At 68.1% G+C, this 17,602-nt stretch carries 15 protein-coding genes; 10 read left to right on the plus strand and 5 right to left on the minus strand.

Translation table 11 applies throughout. The features are described 5' to 3' along the window. Nucleotides 1–120: 120 nt before the first annotated feature. Together ACYVII_RS17470 and ACYVII_RS17475 are read left to right on the plus strand one after the other, a co-directional pair. A complete protein-coding gene (locus ACYVII_RS17470) occupies nucleotides 121–576 on the plus strand; it encodes an SRPBCC family protein (RefSeq protein ID WP_460537488.1) in 456 nt (151 codons plus the stop codon). A gap of 55 nt (nucleotides 577–631) precedes the next feature. Then, nucleotides 632–2,809 (plus strand): MMPL family transporter, encoded by a 2,178-nt coding sequence (locus tag ACYVII_RS17475; protein WP_460537490.1) that lies wholly within the window; start codon nucleotides 632–634, stop codon nucleotides 2,807–2,809. Here the strand turns inward: ACYVII_RS17475 and ACYVII_RS17480 are convergent. After that, the gene (locus tag ACYVII_RS17480; RefSeq protein WP_460537492.1) at nucleotides 2,806–3,390 is read right to left on the minus strand and encodes a TetR/AcrR family transcriptional regulator; all 585 of its coding nucleotides are present in this window, start codon (nucleotides 3,388–3,390) and stop codon (nucleotides 2,806–2,808) included. The two genes, ACYVII_RS17475 and ACYVII_RS17480, sit on opposite strands and share 4 nt — an antisense overlap. 171 nt (nucleotides 3,391–3,561) lie before the next feature. Between ACYVII_RS17480 and ACYVII_RS17485 the strand changes: the two genes are divergently transcribed. Both ACYVII_RS17485 and ACYVII_RS17490 read left to right on the plus strand, forming a co-directional pair. Beyond that, nucleotides 3,562–6,021: an MMPL family transporter gene (locus ACYVII_RS17485; RefSeq protein WP_460537494.1), complete on the plus strand. Its 2,460-nt coding sequence runs from the start codon at nucleotides 3,562–3,564 to the stop codon at nucleotides 6,019–6,021. 52 nt (nucleotides 6,022–6,073) lie between these two features. Beyond that, nucleotides 6,074–7,090 (plus strand): SDR family NAD(P)-dependent oxidoreductase, encoded by a 1,017-nt coding sequence (locus ACYVII_RS17490; protein ID WP_460537496.1) that lies wholly within the window; start codon nucleotides 6,074–6,076, stop codon nucleotides 7,088–7,090. A 29-nt stretch (nucleotides 7,091–7,119) separates the two neighbouring features. Here ACYVII_RS17490 and ACYVII_RS17495 read toward each other — a convergent pair whose 3' ends face one another. Continuing rightward, nucleotides 7,120–8,100, minus strand: coding sequence for a LacI family DNA-binding transcriptional regulator (locus ACYVII_RS17495; protein WP_460537498.1), 981 nt, complete (start codon nucleotides 8,098–8,100; stop codon nucleotides 7,120–7,122). A 132-nt stretch (nucleotides 8,101–8,232) separates the two neighbouring features. On the opposite strand from ACYVII_RS17495, the gene ACYVII_RS17500 reads away from it, so the two are divergent. Beyond that, a complete protein-coding gene (locus ACYVII_RS17500) occupies nucleotides 8,233–10,233 on the plus strand; it encodes an aldo/keto reductase (protein ID WP_460537500.1) in 2,001 nt (666 codons plus the stop codon). Between the two features lie 4 nt (nucleotides 10,234–10,237). Here the strand turns inward: ACYVII_RS17500 and ACYVII_RS17505 are convergent, their stop codons facing one another. Next, a complete protein-coding gene (locus tag ACYVII_RS17505; RefSeq protein ID WP_460537502.1) occupies nucleotides 10,238–10,426 on the minus strand; it encodes a DUF1918 domain-containing protein in 189 nt (62 codons plus the stop codon). On the opposite strand from ACYVII_RS17505, the gene ACYVII_RS17510 reads away from it, so the two are divergent. Together ACYVII_RS17510 and ACYVII_RS17515 are read left to right on the plus strand one after the other, a co-directional pair. Next, nucleotides 10,425–10,568 carry a hypothetical protein gene (locus ACYVII_RS17510; protein WP_460537504.1) on the plus strand — a complete coding sequence of 48 codons (144 nt, stop codon included), beginning with the start codon at nucleotides 10,425–10,427 and terminating at the stop codon, nucleotides 10,566–10,568. The two genes, ACYVII_RS17505 and ACYVII_RS17510, sit on opposite strands and share 2 nt — an antisense overlap. A gap of 161 nt (nucleotides 10,569–10,729) precedes the next feature. Beyond that, nucleotides 10,730–11,119, plus strand: a complete 390-nt coding sequence (locus tag ACYVII_RS17515; RefSeq protein WP_460537506.1) for a VOC family protein — start codon at nucleotides 10,730–10,732, stop codon at nucleotides 11,117–11,119. A gap of 219 nt (nucleotides 11,120–11,338) precedes the next feature. Here ACYVII_RS17515 and ACYVII_RS17520 read toward each other — a convergent pair whose 3' ends face one another. Beyond that, nucleotides 11,339–13,147 carry a beta strand repeat-containing protein gene (locus tag ACYVII_RS17520; RefSeq protein WP_460537508.1) on the minus strand — a complete coding sequence of 603 codons (1,809 nt, stop codon included), beginning with the start codon at nucleotides 13,145–13,147 and terminating at the stop codon, nucleotides 11,339–11,341. A 149-nt stretch (nucleotides 13,148–13,296) separates the two neighbouring features. Beyond that, on the minus strand, nucleotides 13,297–14,298 hold the full coding sequence (locus ACYVII_RS17525) for a hypothetical protein (protein ID WP_460537510.1): 1,002 nt from the start codon (nucleotides 14,296–14,298) through the stop codon (nucleotides 13,297–13,299). A 591-nt stretch (nucleotides 14,299–14,889) separates the two neighbouring features. Between ACYVII_RS17525 and ACYVII_RS17530 the strand changes: the two genes are divergently transcribed. From ACYVII_RS17530 to ACYVII_RS17540, 3 genes are read left to right on the plus strand one after another with little or no spacing between them, the layout of a single operon-like run. Further along, a complete protein-coding gene (locus ACYVII_RS17530; RefSeq protein WP_460537512.1) occupies nucleotides 14,890–15,336 on the plus strand; it encodes an FAS1-like dehydratase domain-containing protein in 447 nt (148 codons plus the stop codon). Further along, nucleotides 15,336–15,767, plus strand: coding sequence for a MaoC family dehydratase (locus ACYVII_RS17535; RefSeq protein ID WP_460537514.1), 432 nt, complete (start codon nucleotides 15,336–15,338; stop codon nucleotides 15,765–15,767). Before ACYVII_RS17530 ends, ACYVII_RS17535 begins: the two co-directional genes overlap by 1 nt. Nucleotides 15,768–15,802: 35 nt before the next feature. Beyond that, complete coding sequence (locus ACYVII_RS17540; protein WP_460537516.1) at nucleotides 15,803–16,954, plus strand: UDP-N-acetylmuramate dehydrogenase; 1,152 nt, start codon at nucleotides 15,803–15,805, stop codon at nucleotides 16,952–16,954. The last annotated feature ends 648 nt before the right edge of the window (nucleotides 16,955–17,602 follow it).

The following is a 17,602-nucleotide window of genomic DNA, read 5'->3' on the forward strand; positions in this document are numbered from 1 at the left end:
CCATCCACTCTTACGTGCACCGAGCATCCACCCGGATCATCGGGGGCGACCAGTCGTCTGACAACCCCTATCGAGTCTTGAATCCATTCCGTTGGCTAGAGGCTTCGCAAAGGAGGAAACATGGCGCAGATCACGGAGAGCATCGATGTTTCGGTGCCGGTCACGACGGCCTACGACCAATGGACGCAGTTCGAATCATTCCCGCACTTCCTCGACGAAGTCGATCAGATCACCCAGCTCGACGACACGCACCAGCATTGGCGGGTATCGGTCGGCGGCGCAACGCGCGAGTTCGACGCGGAGATCACGGAACAGCATCCCGACGAGCGGATCGCCTGGACGAGTGTCGGCGGTGAGACGCCGAACGCGGGCGTGGTGACCTTCCACAAACTCAGCGACGACACGTCGAGGGTGACCGTGCAGATCGACTGGCAGCCGGACGGCGTGGTCGAGCAGGCCGGCGCGAAGCTCGGCGTCGCGAGCCACGCGGTGAAGAAGGATCTCGAGAACTTCAAGCGCCTCATCGAGGCCCAGGGTACGGCGACGGGAGGATGGCGCGGCGACGTACCACGTTGAGCCGGAGGGCTCTAGCCTTGCTTATAACTAGATACGCTAGCTATATTGCTCGACTATGAGCACTGATGAGAACAGACGGACGCCGCGCTGGTTCCGGGCCCTGCTGCCGGCTGTTCTCATCGTGGTGTGGCTCGCGCTGGCCGGTGTGGGCGGCCCGTACTTCGGGCGCGTCTCCGAGGTCTCGAGCAACGATCAGTCCAGCTATCTGCCGGCCAGCGCGGATGCCACCAAGGTCGCCGACCTGCAGCCGAAGTTCAGCGGCAGCAGCGCGGTACCCGCCATCGTCGTCTACCAGCGTTCGTCGGGCCTGACGACGGGCGACCTGGCATCCATCAAGGACGACTCGAAGAAGATCGCCGACCTGCCGGGCGTGCACGGCGGCGTGTCGCCACCGGTGTCGTCGAAGGACGGCAAGGCCGCCGAGGTCTTCGTGCCGATCGCGGACGACTCAGACCTCGACGCACACGTCGCTGGGCTTCGCACCCACCTCGACTCGAGCACGCCGGAAGGCGTGGACTCGTACATCACGGGTCCCGCCGGGTTCACCGCCGACCTCGTCGCCGCGTTCGGCGGCATCGACGGCATCCTGCTCGCGGTGGCACTGGCTGCCGTGTTCGTCATCCTGGTCATCGTCTACCGGTCACCACTGCTGCCGGTGCTTGTGCTCGCCACCTCGATGTTCGCGCTCTGCGTCGCGCTGCTCGTGGTGTGGTGGCTGGCGAAGTGGGGCGTCGTACAGCTGAACGGGCAGGTACAGGGCATCCTGTTCATCCTCGTGATCGGTGCGGCCACCGACTACTCCCTGCTCTACGTCTCGCGATACCGCGAGGCGTTGCGCGAGTTCACGAGCAGATGGAGGGCGACGTGGACGGCCATCCGGGGCGCGTTCGGTCCCGTCGTCGCCTCGGCCGGCACCGTGATCGTGGGCCTGCTGTGCCTGCTCTTCAGCGACCTCAGCTCGAACAAGGCGCTCGGGCCGGTGGCGGCGATCGGCATCGTGTTCGCATTCCTCGCGGCCATGACGCTGCTGCCGTCGCTGTTGCTCGCGTTCGGCCGGGCGGCGTTCTGGCCGGTGCGGCCGAAGCTCGGCTCAGAGCATCCGCAGGTCGTCGGGCCGGATGCGCACGGGCTCTGGGCGCGGGTCGCCGGATGGATCCGCCGGGCGCCCCGGACGATCTGGATCCTCTGCACGATCGCGCTGCTCGCCGTGGCGACCGGCCTGCTGCAGCTGAAGGCGGAGGGCGTTCCGCAGAGCGATCTCATCCTGGGACACTCGCAGGCCCGCGACGGCCAGGGCGTGCTCGCGGACCACTTCCCGGGCGGATCCGGCAGCCCTGCCATGGTGGTCGGCCCGGAGTCCCAGCTGCAACCGATGGCGGACCTCCTGCTCGATCACTCCGGAGTGTCGTCCGTGACCGTTGTCGCGGGGGACTCGCCGAGCGGCACGGCGCCGGTCACGAAGGACGGCGTGCAGCCGCTCGGCCCGCCCGGCACCGCGACACCTGCGCCGAGCGTCGTCGACGGCGACGTGATGCTGCAGGCGACCCTCACGCATCCTGCCGACTCGGATGCCGCCGAGTCGACGGTGCGGTCGCTGCGGACCGATCTCACCCGGCTTGACGGCGGCATCCTGGTCGGGGGAGTGACGGCGGTGGCCATCGACTCGAACGGCGCGTCGATCCACGACCGGAACACGATCATCCCGATCGTGCTCGTCGTGATCCTGCTCATCCTGATGCTGCTGCTGCGGGCGATCCTCGCACCAGTGCTGCTCGTGCTCTCGGTCGTGGTGTCGTTCGCCGCCTCCCTCGGCGTCTCGGCTTACGTGTTCGACGGCATCTTCCACTTTCCGGGCGCCGACCCCGCCGTACCTCTGTACGGGTTCGTGTTCCTCGTCGCCCTCGGCATCGACTACAACATCTTCCTCATGACCAGGGTGCGGGAGGAGACGCAACTGCACGGCACCCGGCAAGGGATCCTGCGTGGACTCGCCGTCACCGGCGGCGTCATCACGTCGGCAGGACTCGTTCTCGCATCCACATTCGCCGCGCTCGGTGTTATCCCGATCTTGTTCCTCGCCCAGATCGCGTTCATCGTCGCGTTCGGGGTGCTCGTGGACACGCTGATCGTGCGCTCGCTGCTCGTGCCCGCAGTGTCATACGACATCGGCCGGGCGATCTGGTGGCCCTCGAAACTCTGGCGGCGTGGCCCTCGATCGACGGGAGAGTGTTAGTCCGTCTTCGTCCAGGCGCCGCCTGGGCCCAGCAGCACCTGCCACAGCCAGTCGGCCGCGGTCTCCACCGACGGCCGCGGATCGCGCTCCAACCAGGCCCGAACGACGCCGAGTGCAGCGCCGGTGATGCCGGCAGCGACGACCTCGAGCGGCACGCCTCCGTACGCCGACGACGCGGTGCGGCTGATGCCCTCCATCGCCACCTGCTCGATCCGGTCCCGCACCCGGGCAGTCACGACGGCGGAACCCCGGTCGCCGAGCACCCGCGAGTACAGGGCCGCGTGCTTCTCGATGTGGTTGAGGTAGATCCGCATCTCATCCGGTGGTCCCGACACCGGCCCGGTCAGCATCGCGAGCCGCGCGCCCGTCTCTTCGAACGCCGCGTCGAGCGCATCCGCCAGCAGCACGTCCTTGTCCGCGTAGTGCTGATAGAAGCTGCTGCGGTTGACGCCCGCCCGGTCGGCGATGTCGGCCACCGTGATCTCGTCGAGGGGCTTCTCGCGTGCGAGCTCCATCAGCGCGTCCTGCAGGCTCGCGCGGGTTCGGGCGATGCGGGCATCCATGATCCGCGATTCTGCCATGAGAGTTCGCCACGGTGACTTCCGGCGCGACCTGCGGAGAACTCCTGCATTCACTGAGAGTTCTCCAACAGCTGCCGGTTTTCCAACATGTGTTGGATAGCGTGGATTCCGTTCGCACCGTTCATCGTTGAGCTGCGCGCCTCCCTGCACCCGAGACAAGAAAGGCTCGCCGTGGCCAACCTGCTCAATCGCCTCGGACTCTTCTCCGCCCGGCGACCGTGGACCGTGCTGATCGGCTGGATAGTCGCACTCGTGCTCGCCGGAGGCGCGTTCCTCGCGTTCGGCGGAACGCTCGCCACGAGCTTCAACATCCCCGGAACCGAGACCTCGAGAGTCACCGACCAGCTGCAGAAGCAGCTGGACCAAAGCGGAGGCGCCACCGGCACTGTCGTGTTCCAGGCCACGAAGGGATCCCTCGACGCCGGCCAGAAGCAGCAGATCAGTTCGCTGCTGACGTCCGTCGGCGGGATGAAGGGCGTCGACAGCACCGTCGATCCGTTCCAGACGCAGCAGCAGCGCGAGGCGCAGCAGCAGAAGCTGGCTGACGGGCGAGCTCAGCTGCAGCAGGCGCAGGCGCAGTTGGCTACCGGCACCCAGCAACTCGACGCGGCGATCGCCCAGGCGAAAGCGGCGGGCGCATACGACCAGGCATCCGCCCGGTTCGCGGCGCAACAGGCACAGCTGGATGCGGGCGAAGCAAAGCTCGCCGCGTCCAAGAAGCAGGTGGATGCCGGTCAGAGGCTGCTCGACGCCGCCGCCGACATCAAGACCGTGTCGAGCAACGGCAGCACCGCGATCGGCATGGTGCAGTTCAAGGACAGCCTGTTCAACCTGCCCGCCGACGTGAAGACCGCCGTCGCGCACAAACTGGATGCCGCGAGCATCCCTGGCGTGACCATCAACTACTCGTCCGAGATCGCCACCTCGATCAGCGGACTGATCGGACCGGGCGAGATCACCGGCGTGGTGATCGCGCTGATCGTGCTCATCGTGATGATGCGCGCCCTGATGCCGGCCGTGATGCCGCTGATCTCGTCGCTGATCGGGGTCGGCGTCGGTGTGGCCGGCTCGATGGCGCTCTCCGGTGTCGTCGACATGTCGTCCGTCACCCCGGTGCTCGGTGTCATGCTCGGGCTGGCCGTTGGCATCGACTACGCCCTGTTCATCCTGAACCGGCATCGACGGCAGCTGCTGGCCGGCATGGATGTGCGCGAGTCCATCGGCCTCGCCAACGGCACGGCGGGCAACGCCGTCGTGTTCGCCGGCGCCACAGTGCTCGTCGCGCTGCTTGCGCTGAACGTGAGCGGCATCCAGTTCCTCAGCGTCATGGGAACCGTGGGTGCTGTGTGCGTGCTCGTTGCCGTTCTCGTCGCGGTCTCGCTCACGCCCGCGTTGCTCGGGATGCTCGGACTGCGCGTGCTGGGCAGGAAGGCGCGTGCGCAGGTCGGGCAGGAGTCGCACCGCGCCCCTGTCGTGCGGCCGATGAGTACCGGCCGTGCCGTGCTGAGCGTCGTGGTGGCCGTCGTCGGGCTCTTGATCATCGCACTGCCGGCGCTCTCGATGCGTCTTGGCCTACCGGATGGATCGTCCGAGTCGACGAGCTCGACGCAGTACAAGGCGTACGAGGCGGTCGCGCACGAGTTCGGTGCAGGGCAGAACGGGCCGCTAATCGTGACGGCGACGCTGCCTAAGCCGGTGAGCTCGGCGGATGTCACGACGACGCAGGCGAGCATCGCCGGCGACCTGATGGGCCGCAGCGACGTCGTGGCGGTGGCGCCGATCGGCACGTCGAAGGCGAACGACTTCATGGCCTTCGAGGTGGTTCCGAAGGACGGCCCGAGCAGTGCATCCACCGAGAAGCTCGTGCACGAGCTGCGCGACCACGACGAGCTCGCCGGGGGAGTGACGCTTGGCGTGGCCGGGCAGGCGAGTGCCAACATCGACATCTCCGACAAGCTCGCCGGGGTGCTCCCGCTCTACCTCGCGGTCGTCGTCGGTCTGTCGCTGATCATCATGATCATCGTGTTCCGCTCGCTGCTCGTGCCCATCATCGCCACGGGCGGGTACGTGCTCTCGCTGTTCGCCGCGTTCGGCGGCATGACGGCCGTATATCAGTGGGGCTGGCTGAGCCCGGTGTTCGGGGTGCACGATCCTGGTCCGGTGCTGAGCTTCGCTCCGATCATCGTGATGGGCGTGCTCTTCGGACTCGCCATGGACTACCAGCTGTTCCTGGTCACCGGCATGCGCGAGGCGTATGTGCACGGACTGCCCGCGCGCGAAGCCGTAGTGTCCGGGCTGCGGGGCGGCCGAGCCGTCGTCACCGCGGCAGCGATCATCATGATCTCGGTGTTCGGCGGCTTCGTGTTCTCCGAGCTCTCGATGGTGCGTCCGCTCGGCTTCGGTCTGGCGTTCGGGGTGCTGTTCGACGCGTTCGTCGTGCGCATGCTGCTCGTGCCTGGGCTCATGCACCTGCTCGGACGGGCCGCCTGGTGGCTGCCGCGCTGGCTGAACCGCATCCTCCCCGATGTCGACGTGGAGGGCGCGAAGCTCGAGCGCAGCCATCCGCTGCACGGGGTGCCGGCGACGAGCACACCCGCTCCGAAGCCGAGAGAGCCCGTCACCGCTGGGTGACCTTTCAACCCTCGGGTTGCCGCCCGTCCACCGTATGAAAGAGGAGAAACCCATGGCAGAAGCCCGCGAACCGCTGACCGCGAACAGCCCGATCGGGCGATGGCTGGATCATCCGGAGGGCGGTCCGCTGGTGCGCGGGCTGCTCGCCGCCAGTGGCGCGGACGAGTCCGCGCTGGCGCCGATCAAGGGCCTGCCGCTTCAGCAGCTCGTGGCGTTGAGCCAGGGTCAGCTGCCGCAGTCCGTGGTCGACGATCTCGTGCTGAAGGTCAACGGCGGCGTGATGCCGGAAGAGACCGACAGCACGGGATGGGCGGAGAAGATCACGCCGGGCCGGTTCGCGGGCACGACCGTCATCGTCACCGGCGCTGCATCGGGCATCGGTCGTGCGACGGCGTCCCGCGTCGCCCGCGAGGGCGGCCGCGTTGTCGCCGTCGACGTGTCGGACGAGCGACTGGAGGAGTTCGCCCGATCGCTGCCCGAGGCTCAGGTGATCAGTGTGGTCGGTGACATCACGAAGCAGGACGACGTGGATGCCATCGTCGCGGCGGCGGGGGAACGCATCGACGCCCTCGCCAACGTCGCGGGGGTCAACGACGACTTCTCTCCGCTGCACGAGACGACGGATGCCACGTGGGAGCGCGTGATCGGGATCAACCTGACCGGCGCGTTCAAGCTGACCCGCGCGGTGCTGCCGGCGATGATCGCCGCAGGCAGCGGATCCGTCGTCAACATCGCCTCGGAGGCGGGCATCCGCGGCAACGCCTCTGGCAACGCGTACACCGTCTCGAAGCACGGCGTGATCGGCCTGACGCGTAGTGCGGCGTTCATGTACGGACCGCAGGGCATCCGCGTCAACGCGGTGGCCCCCGGCGGAGTCGCAACGGGTATCCCGTTCCCGCCGAACGTTTCCCAGGCGGGCTCCGCGCGCCTGCAGCCGTTCCAGGCGGCGATCCCCACCGTGGCGACCGCGGAGCAGCTCGCGGCGTCGATCACCTTCCTGCTCAGCGACGACGGCGTGAACATCAACGGTGCGGTGCTGCCGTCCGACGGCGGCTGGTCGGTGCAGTAACGCACTAGGCGAGGCCGATATGTGTCGCGCTACGCCGACTCGCGTACGAGCAGCGTGTGCGCGATCGACCGGTGCAACCTCTCGCCCGTGTCCCCCCGGAGCACGGCGTCCACCAGGTCGATCGCGTGCGCGGCGAGCTCTGCGGTGTCGAGCGCGAGGGTGGTGAGCTCGGGTGTGACGAGCGTGCCGATGTCGAGGCCGTCCACTCCGATCACGGCGACGTCGTCAGGCACCCGGATGCCTGCCAGCGCGAATCCCTTCAGCGCACCCACCGCGAGCACGTCGTTGAAGCACAGCACGGCGTCCACCTGTGGTGCGCGCTCCATCAACTGCGCCACCGCGGCGACGCCGCCCTGATGGGTGTCGGCGGCAGGCACCACGGCTTGTGCGCTCAGCCCGTGATCCTCCAGCGCCGAAACGAGCAAGCGGTAACGCAGCGACGGGCCGTGGCTGGCGTCGATCATCGCGATGCGTTGCCGCCCGCTCGCGACCAGGTGGGAGACGGCGTCGTTCATGGCGCTCGCGTACTCGAACCGCACGCCCGCCCCGGACTCCACGGGGTCGTCGGAGAGCAGCACGGTCGGCACCCGCGAGGTCACGAGGTCCCGGTGCCGCCGAGCGAGGTGGCCGACGACGGCGTCGACGCGGCCCACGATCGACTCGACGCGTTCGGTGCCGCGGCGACCGCTGACATCCGTCATGACGACACCCCAGTCCCGCTCGGCCGCCCGGTGTGTGAGCTCGGTCGCGAGCTCCGGGTAATACGGGTTGCGCAGGTCGCCGACGACGAAGCCGATCGTCACGTCGCCGCCGCGCACGAGCCGTTGCGCTGCCCGGTTGGGGCGATAGCGGAGCGCGGCTGCCGCCTCCTGCACACGTCGCTTCGTGGCCGGGCTGACGTCGGGCAGGTCGTTCATGGCACGCGTGACCGTCTGACGCGAGACGCCGGCCGCCGCAGCGACGTCGTTGATCGTCGCCGGCTTCACATCGCCGGATCCGGCCCTTGCCATGCTCGGAATCGTACTGGTAGTCTCACTCACCGTGAACGTTCACGGCCGCGCTGGCCGACGGACGTGCACCGCCATCTCTTCGCCGGGTTGCCGGCGCACCCGAACACGATCGTGAACGACGGAGGAACACTCATGGCTGAGGCCCTGCAGCACGTGCGCTGGGGAATCGTGGGACCGGGAGGCATCGCTCACCGATTCGCCGAGCAACTGCCGCACAGCGCCACGGGCCGCCTGGTGGCAGTAGCCAGCCGCGACACCGAGCGGGCGCGCGCGTTCGCCGCCGAGTTCGAGAGCGAGCCCGGCGGCATCCTCATCCACGAGTCCTACGACGCCCTGTTCGCCGACCCCGACGTCGACGCCATCTACATCTCGACCGTGCACACCCAGCACGTGCGCCTGGCGATCCAGGCTCTGGATGCCGGCAAGCACGTCGTCTGCGAGAAGCCGCTCTCGGTCGACCACGCCGGCGCCATGGCCGTGGTCGAGGCCGCACGCCGCAACGGCAGGTACCTGGCCGAGGCGTACATGTACCGCTTCCACCCGCAGACCGTGCGGCTCGCCGAGCTCATCGCCCAGGGTGCGATCGGCGAGGTGCAGCACGTGGATGCCGCGTTCGCGTTCCGCGCCGACCTGCCTCCCGAGCACCGGCTTCTGAACGCCGAGCTCGCGGGCGGCGGCATCCTCGACGTCGGCGGGTACCCGGTTTCGGCCGCTCGCTGGGTGGCGGGCGCAGCGATCGGGGAGCGCTTCGCCGACCCGGTGTCGCTCACGGCGAAGGGCGAGGTCGGGGCGACCGGCGTGGACGAATGGGCCACGGCATCCCTCGTCTTCGGCTCCGGCATCACAGCGCACGTCACGTGCGGGGTGCGCCTGGAAGACGAGAACAGAGTCGTGGTCACGGGCTCGAAGGGCCGCATCGTGGTGCCTCAGCCATGGATCCCCAGCCCTACCGATCCGAGCTATCTCGAGTTGAGCCGCACGGACGGCACCGAGACCATTCGCATCGAACCGGCGTGGCAGTACGCGCTGCAGGCGGATGCCGTCGCCGAGTACGCCGCGGAAGGGCAGAGCCCGAACATCGGATGGGCCGACTCGCTCGGCAATGCGCGCGTGCTCGATCAGTGGCGCACCGCGATCGGCCTGCAGTATCCATTCGAGGCCCCGACCGCAGATATCCCGCCGGCAAGCGGGCATGCTCCGAGCAGGCGATCGGACGCCACCATGCGTTACGGACGCATCCCGGGCCTCGACAAGGACGTGTCGCGTCTCGTCATGGGGGTCGACAACCAGACCACGCTCGGGCACGCCTCGGCCATGTTCGACGATTTCGTCGAGCGCGGCGGCAACGCGTTCGACACGGCCTACATCTACGGCGGCGGATCGATGGAGCGGTTGCTCGGTCAGTGGGTCGCCAATCGCGGGCTTCGCGACGAGGTCGTGATCATCGGCAAGGGCGCGCACACCCCGCACTGCGACCCTGAGTCGATCGTGCGCCAGCTCGACGAGACGCTCGAGAGGTTGCAGACCGACCACGTCGACCTCTATCTCATGCACCGCGACAACGAGCAGATCCCGGTGGGGGAGTTCGTCGACGTGCTCGACGAGCAGGCGCGAGCGGGGCGCATCCGTGCCTTCGGCGGATCGAACTGGTCGATCGAGCGGTACGAAGAGGCACTGGCCTACGCGGATGCCCACGGCAAGCAACGCTTCTCGGCGCTGAGCGACCACTTCGGGCTCGCGCACGCGCTCGATGTGCCGTGGGCCGGATGCCGGCACGTCACCGACGTCGCTGACCGCGAATGGCTCGAGCGCACCGGCACCACGTTGCTGCCGTGGTCGTCGCAGGCTCGTGGGTTCTTCGCACGGGCCGACCGTGCCGACACCTCGGACGCCGAGCTGGTGCGCTGCTATTACAGCGACGACAACTTCGAGCGTCTCGCACGCGCCAGGCAGCTGGCGACGGAGCTCGGTGTCGCGCCGACCGCGATCGCTCTCGCGTACGTGCTCGCTCAGCCGTTCCCCACGTTCCCGCTCTTCGGTCCGCGCAGCATCGAGGAGACCCGCACGTCGATGGCGGGTCTGGATGTCGCGCTCACCGACGAGCAGGTGCGCTGGTTGGACCTTCGGTCGTAGCCGGCTACGACGCCTGGTGCTCCACCGTCGCGTCCGAGCCGGGGAACACGAGCGTCTCGTGCCCGTCGTCGAAGCGCACCAGGTACGGCGGAGCCCCGTCGTCCCCGCGTACCTCGACGATCTCGCCGTGCCGATCGGGTGCCTCGACGGTCGTTCCGCGAATGAGGATGCGCTCGCCCACCGATGCGCGCATGGTCACCATCTCCTTCGACGCGTTCCACAACGAGCTAACGACCACTCCAGGCTACGTCGGGCTTCCGTTCGCGCAACCGATCGGTGCGAACGTCTCCGAGCTACCCGAACTGGGTACGCCGGCTCCGTTCAGCAATGCTTGACAATGCTCGCGGCGCGGGACCAAGCTCTTCTTGGGTCGTTCATTGCTCGCCGTGGGGGCGGCGAGCAAGCGGCCCGTTCGAAAACAATTCGCCCGCTTACCCCGTTTCCGCCCGATGAGCCTCAACTGAAGGCCCATCGGGCTTTGTGTTGAGGACGTGCCATGTTCACAGCGATCGACTCGTTCAGCGGATTCAGCGTCGACGACCTCGACGCGGCGCGGAAGTTCTACGCGACCACGCTGGGGCTCCAGGTCGAGAGCGATGGTGACATGGGCATCCATCTCACCCTTCCGAGCGGTGCCGAGGTCTTCGTCTACGCCAAGCCCAACCACACGCCGGCCTCGTTCACCATCCTGAACTTCGTGGTCTACGACATCGATGCCGCGGTCGACGAGCTGAACGCGGCAGGCGTGCAGACCAAGATCTACTCCGATGCGGAATTCCCCACCGATTCCAAGGGCATCGCGCGTCCGGGAAACCCCGAGTGGGGCCCCGATATCGCGTGGTTCCGCGACCCGGCGGGTAACGTTCTCGCGGTCATCCAGGCATGACGGCGACGGTGATGCCGTTGAAGCATCACCGTCACAGCGTGACCGGCCGGATGCGAGTCGCAACACGGTCTGGACGGCTCACGCATAACGCCGGGTGCGCCGTTCCGGCGCAGCGGCCCGGCTCACCGGCTACGTCGAGCGCACACGGCGGGCGGACGCCACCACCCGGCACGTAGGCCGGGCGGCGGCGCACGCCGCGTGTGTTCTCGTTAGTTGCGGTTATGCCCTGGCAGCGCGCCGGCGCGTGAACAGCAACGCGCCGAGCCCCGCGAGCAGGGCAAGGAGCGCGGCGCCCAGAGCGCCCAGCAGATCGGATCCGGTGTCGGCCAGTGTGCTGGGGCTCATGGCGTTACCGGATGCCTGCACCGACGACACAGGCGTCACGTACGACACCGGGGTGCCGGGCGTGCCCGGGGTTCCAGGGGTGCCAGGCGTGCCGGGGGTGCCCGGAGTGCCGGGGGTACCCGGGGTACCCGGGGTGCCGGGGGTGCCCGGTGTTCCAGGCGTTCCCGGGGTGCCGGGGGTGCCCGGGGTTCCGGGGTTCACAACGGTCTGGCATCCGGTTGTGCCGGCGTCGCCGATGATGCTGACGGCGTTGCAGCTGACCGTGATCGGGATGTTGATTCCGATCGGTGCCAGGATGCCGCCCAGCAGGCCGCCGTTACCGGAGGTGGTCCCGCTGGTTCCGCTGCCGCCTGAGACGGTGGTGCTGGCATTGTTGCTGGTGGCGTCCCCGATCACGCTGATCGCGCTGCCTGCAACAGTGATCGGTGCGTTCGCACCGATCGGGGCAAGCAGCCCGCCGAGCAGGCTTCCGTTGCCGGAGGTGCTGTCACCGGCCGGCGCCGTCGACCCGCTGCCGGTACTCACCGTGGTGGCGGGATCGGTCGTCGTGGAGTCGCCGAAGCCGCTGATGGCGTTGCCGCTCACGGTGACCGGTGCCGACGCGCCGATGTCGGCCAGAAGGCCGCCGCCGATGCTGTCGTTGCCGGAGGTCGTGCCGCCCGTTGCCTGACCCGTGCTGCTCCCGCTGCCGCTGTTCACGGTGGTCGTGGGAGCTGTCGTGGTGGAGTCGCCCAGTCCGCTGATCGCGTTACCCGACACTGTGATCGGAGCGTTCGCCCCGACAACGCCGAGGATTCCGCTGAGCACGCCGTCATTGCCCGACGTGGTTCCGCCGGAGCCGGCAGCTCCCGCAGTCTGACCGGTCGTCGTGGTCGTCGCAGCGTTCGCGGTGCGGGAGTCTCCGGCGACGCTGATCGCGTTGCCGGAGACCGTGATCGGCGCGTTCACCCCGATCGGCAGAAGCAGCCCGCCCAGCAGGCTGTCGTTGCCGCTCGTGGTGCTCGGCGTGGCGGTGACAACGGGGCCCCCGGTACTGGTCGACGTATCCGCCTTGTCGGAACTCGAGTCGCCCAGCACGCTGATCGCGTTGCCGCTGATCGTGATCGGCGCGTTCACTGCCACCGGTGCCACAGCGCCGCCCAGCACGCTCCCGTTGCCGCTCGTGGTCGCACCGGAGGAACCGGTGGAATCCGGAGCGGACGTGGGCGTCTGGACGGTCGTGGCGGGGCCGGTGGTGCTGGAGTCGCCGACGCCGCTGATCGCGTTGCCGGAGATCGTGACCGGTACGCTCACCGTGCCTCCGACCACGTCACCGGATGCGATGCCACCGTTCCCGGAGGTCGTCACCGGTGCCGGAGCCGTGGACGCGGGCGGGGTGGATGAGTTCGTCGCCGTCGCCGTCGCCGTCGCCGTCGCGGCCGCCGGCGCCGTCGGCGCAGGAGCGGTCGGTGCCGTCGAGACGGAGGTCGTCCCCGCGTTGGTGAGTGCGTCGCCGACACCGCTGATGGCGTTGCCCGCCAGCGTGATCGGAGCGCTGAGATTGATGCCGAGCACGTCGCCGGAGCCTGCTCCGTCGTTGCCGCTCGTGGAGGGCTCTGCCGCGTTCGCGGCTCCGATGCCCGCCAGTGAAAGTCCGCCGAGGATGACTGTGAACCACAGCCCTCTCGACACGATTTTGTTCATGTTGAAAACTCCCTGAAAGAGTGGGTGACTCGTTCCGGCGACGTGTGTCGAAGACACGTCAAGACAGGAACGAAAGGATGCCGTCTTCCGCCGGTCGCCCGCGCAGCATCGGCAGGATGCCGGGCAAGGGCAAGGCGGAGCGGATCCGCTCAATCAGGGGTGGAGTCGGTCTCGTAGGTAGGTGTCGAAGGAAGTCGATCGTCGCCGGGGGGCGCAGAACTCAAGCCCGCTTCGAGGCCGGAGAGCTCGAACTCGGGCGCGGAGCTGAAGGCAGAGCCGCCCCCTGAACCACCGCCGGATGCGATGCCGTTGCCTGTCGCGGAGCCGCCAGCTGGAGTGCCTGGAGCGCCTGGAGCGGCTGGATCGCCACCTGGAGTGGACGGCCGAGAAGCCTCAGTGCCGGAAGCGGAAGCGCCGGCCTGCTGCGTCGCGAACGACGACGAGGAGGAGGATGCCTGCAATGCGTTGCTGGACGAGGTCGCCAAGGTGCCGGTCGTCGCCGCGCCCGAAAGGGTGGTCACAGCCGACGGCGAACCCGTCTGGGAGCCGGTGGACGAGCCGACGGTGCTGACTGGGGGAACGCCCTGGCCGGAGCCGGGAGCAGGTGGGCCGAAAACCGTACCGGTCACCGCGCCCACATCCCCGACCGTGCCGTCGACGGTTCCCGTCACGGGTGCCGTCGCACCGGTGAGCGAACCGAGCGTCGCGCTGAGCGTGGGTCCGACGACCGGGACCGAGCCGACCACCTGGTCGACTGCGCCGGTGACAGGGGCGACGATCTGCGTGACCGAGACGGACTGCGTCACGGTGGTTACGGCATCCGTCACGGGCTGCGCGACCTGCTGCACGGGAGCCGGAAGCGACTGCGTCACCGGGTCCACGACGTTCGAGACGGTGGAGGTCACGGCGCCGACCGTGTCGGAGACGGGAGCGGTGACTGCGCCGAGAACAGAGCCGACGGTGCCCAGCAAACCGGAACCGGAACTCGTACTGGTAGCTGCAGGTGATGAGGGCGTTGTGCCGGGCTCATCCGCAGAGGCGGAGTGCGAACCGAACGCGAGCCCGAGCAGCACGAGACCACCCGCGACCCCGAGCCCGCATAGCAGCAGGCGGAGGAATCGTGCGGGCTTTTGTGCCTCGACAGTCTCCACGGCTCTTCCCGAATCCAGAACGTTGTCTAGAAATGTACGCGGCCTGTGAACGGGCCGACAGCCTTCGTGATGCCCCTAACCGGGGGGTACGGACTCGGCGGACCATGTGCGGCTGGCCGTCGCTCGAGCCATGCCACGCCACGCCGACACGCCGTCGAATCCGCTCGTCCGCGACCCTCGCAATCGACGCTTCGCCGCGAAATGACGGGGGTCCGAGCTAGCCTGGGAACTGAATCGGGCCGAATCGAGAAAACACAACATCTAGTGGAATGACAATCGTGTGATTCACGTTATATAGTGGTGAACACCGCGGGGGGAAAGCACCGAGCGGCCGGGTGACGAACCCGGGAAGACATACTTCAGGGGAGGTCATCATGGACTACGAAAACGACAGCGTCGGCGGTTACGCAGTTCCCGTCGACCCGATGGATCTTCTGCAGTGCGACAGCTGCCAGTAGGCATCTCGCACTGACAGACCTCGAAGGACCCCGGCGCATCAGCCGGGGTCCTTCTTCTTTGCCGGTTACGCGCTCTGCCTCCGCACGCGCAGGTCGCGCCGGGCGGAAGCAGGGCATCCGTACAATGAACTGCGTGCCAGTGAACCCCGCCCTTCAGGGTCGCGCCTACCCGCCGACCGAGCCGTATCTCGTCGGAAGGGAGAAGGTGCGGGAGTTCGCACGAGCGGTGTTTGCGACGAACCCGATCAACCTTGATCCTGTGGCAGCCAGAGCCGCCGGCCACGCTGACGTCGTGGCGCCGCCGACGTTCCCGATCGTGGTGCAGGAGCGCACGCTGGCGCAGCTTCTCAGCGACTCGGATGCCGGAATCGACTTCGGGCGAGTGGTGCACGGCGACCAGCGATTCGAGTACTCGCGCGCGATCGTCGCCGGCGACGAGCTGACCGCGCAGCTCACCGTCACCGAGGTGAAGACGCTCGGCGGCAACTCGATGGTGACGGCTGCGACCGCGATCAGCGACGCATCCGGGCAGCACGTCGTCACGGCCACGTCCACCCTCGTAGTGAGAGGAGAGGACTGATGCCCACCACGACACCCGACCTGAACGCACTCGTCGTCGGCGACGAGGTGGCGCACGCTGAGCATCTCATCACGCGGGATTCCCTCGTGCGCTACGCCGGCGCATCCGGAGACTTCAACCCGATCCACTATCGGGACGACATCGCAGAGTTCGTCGGCCTGCCCGGCGTGCTCGCCCACGGCATGCTCACCATGGGCATCGCGATTCAGACCGTGGTCGACTGGGTGGGCGATCCTTCGCGGGTCGTGGACTATCAGGTGCGGTTCACCCGGCCCGTAGTCGTCGACCGCAACGACGGCACCACCCTGACGGTTTCGGCGAAGGCGGCCGTTGTCGAGGCCGAGAATAACCGGGCACGCATCGACGTCATCGCGACGGTCGACGGCCGCACCGTACTCGGCAAGGCGCAGGCGTGGGTCTCATTCGCGTGACGGAAGCCGTTACCACCTTCGCCTCGCTCACCACCATGCGGGTGGGTGGTCCCGTTCCGCACCTGACAACCGCGGCGACGGAGGCCGAACTCATCGAACTCGCCGCGGATGCCTATGCATCGGGCGAACCCGTGCTCCTGCTCGGCGGTGGTTCGAATACCGTCGTGGCCGATGAGGGATTCGACGGCACCGTCATCCGCATCGCAACCAGCGGAGTGCAGCGGGTGAAGGCCGGCGACGGCGGAGACCCGGATGCGGTGCGGCTGCGCGTGCAGGCAGGCGAGAACTGGGACTCGCTCGTGGCGCTCGCGGTGCGCAACAGGTGGGCGGGTATTGAGGCGCTGTCGGGCATCCCGGGCAGTGTCGGCGCCGCACCCGTGCAGAACATCGGCGCTTACGGACAGGAGCTGTCGTCGGTGCTGGTCGCGGTCGACTTCCTGGATGCCGTCACCGGGGACGTCCGCCGTCTCACCGCCGCCGACCTCGAGCTCGGCTACCGCACGTCTGTACTCAAGCGCGGGCTGGAAGGCGTCGTGATCGCGGTGGAGCTCGAGCTCTTGCAGCGACCCGACGTCGGCGCAGCGCTTGGCGAGCCGATCGCGTACGGGCAGCTCGCGAACGCCCTTGCGGTGGATGTCGGCTCGCGGGTGTCGCTGGGTGAGGTACGGCGCACCGTGCTCTCGCTCCGGGCATCGAAGGGAATGGTGCTCGATCCGGACGATCCGGACTCGGTGAGCGCCGGCTCCTTCTTCACGAACCCGATCGTCTCCGCGCGATTCGCACGGACGTTGCCGGCGGGTGCTCCGCGCTGGCCGCTCGCGCCCGAGGAGCCTGATCTGGTGGCGGCGCTCGACGGCTCGACGGCGGATGAGAGCACGACGGTCGGGCTGCTAGCTGAAGCGGCGGCCGACCGTGAACGTCACCGGGCCCGGGCCGAATCGGCCGAAGGTCCCGGCGTAAAGCTCAGCGCCGCGTGGCTCATCGAGCAGGCAGGCATCTCGCGAGGGTTCGCGCTGCCCGGATCGGCAGCCGCCATCTCGAGCAAGCACACCCTGGCGATCACGAACCGCGGCGGGGCATCCGCGCTCGAGATCGCGCAACTCGCATCGTTCGTACAAGGCAGGGTGCAGGCGGAGTTCGGTGTGCTGCTGCAGCCGGAGCCGGTGCTGGTCGGCCTCGAGCTCTGACCCGGCATCGCTCCGCGAGGTGCGGCCCTCTCTGCATTCGGAATCGCGCTCGGGCTGCCGGCGCGGTGCTCTTCGTCGCCTTGACCGTGCGAGCGGTGGCGTTCATGGATCCAGAGGCCCTCATCATCGGATGGACCTCGTTGGTGCGATCGCGCGCCCAGCACCTCCCCGTCGAGCGTGCGAAATCGGCGGAGTTCTCCCTGCGGGAGCGCTCCGAAGGGTTGGCCGGCCGGCGCCGTGCAGCTTGAGATTCTTGATCAGCACGTCACAGTGCTTCGAGGTTCGCGTTCGGATGACGCGGGAACGTCCTGCGCGCCCGCCGTGCCGTGCGGCCGTTGCCCCGGGCGCGTGTTCATTCGCGTCGTCTCGGTTTGCCGCGTGCGGTGCTGGTGGGTCGCCAGGTTCTGGTGGGTCGCCATTGCCCGGTGGGGTCGATCCATGCTGGTGCTCGGACGTGTGGTGCGCCGTGGATCATGCGGATGGCCCAGCCGCCGGTGTCGACGTAGTGGTGGTGGTACCAGCAGAGCGCAGGCTGTCGCATGAATCTGGGTCTCGTTTCGGTGAGTCGAGCCGGTTTATTCCCTGGTCAGGGGATAATTAGGTGTGGGTGTGAATGTGCGTTCCGGGGATCTGGATCAGCTGTTTCTG

The organism is Humibacter ginsengiterrae (assembly GCF_054780115.1).

What these genes read in the sequence shown, in the direction of transcription:
- ACYVII_RS17470 (WP_460537488.1), top strand. Translation starts at nt 121, where the DNA reads ATGGCGCAGATCACGGAGAGCATCGATGTTTCGGTGCCGGTCACGACG.
- ACYVII_RS17475 (WP_460537490.1), top strand. Translation starts at nt 632, where the DNA reads ATGAGCACTGATGAGAACAGACGGACGCCGCGCTGGTTCCGGGCCCTG.
- ACYVII_RS17480 (WP_460537492.1), bottom strand. Translation starts at nt 3,390, where the DNA reads ATGGCAGAATCGCGGATCATGGATGCCCGCATCGCCCGAACCCGCGCG.
- ACYVII_RS17490 (WP_460537496.1), top strand. Translation starts at nt 6,074, where the DNA reads ATGGCAGAAGCCCGCGAACCGCTGACCGCGAACAGCCCGATCGGGCGA.
- ACYVII_RS17495 (WP_460537498.1), bottom strand. Translation starts at nt 8,100, where the DNA reads ATGGCAAGGGCCGGATCCGGCGATGTGAAGCCGGCGACGATCAACGAC.
- ACYVII_RS17500 (WP_460537500.1), top strand. Translation starts at nt 8,233, where the DNA reads ATGGCTGAGGCCCTGCAGCACGTGCGCTGGGGAATCGTGGGACCGGGA.
- ACYVII_RS17510 (WP_460537504.1), top strand. Translation starts at nt 10,425, where the DNA reads ATGGTCACCATCTCCTTCGACGCGTTCCACAACGAGCTAACGACCACT.
- ACYVII_RS17505 (WP_460537502.1), bottom strand. Translation starts at nt 10,426, where the DNA reads ATGCGCGCATCGGTGGGCGAGCGCATCCTCATTCGCGGAACGACCGTC.
- ACYVII_RS17515 (WP_460537506.1), top strand. Translation starts at nt 10,730, where the DNA reads ATGTTCACAGCGATCGACTCGTTCAGCGGATTCAGCGTCGACGACCTC.
- ACYVII_RS17520 (WP_460537508.1), bottom strand. Translation starts at nt 13,147, where the DNA reads ATGAACAAAATCGTGTCGAGAGGGCTGTGGTTCACAGTCATCCTCGGC.
- ACYVII_RS17535 (WP_460537514.1), top strand. Translation starts at nt 15,336, where the DNA reads ATGCCCACCACGACACCCGACCTGAACGCACTCGTCGTCGGCGACGAG.
- ACYVII_RS17540 (WP_460537516.1), top strand. Translation starts at nt 15,803, where the DNA reads ATGCGGGTGGGTGGTCCCGTTCCGCACCTGACAACCGCGGCGACGGAG.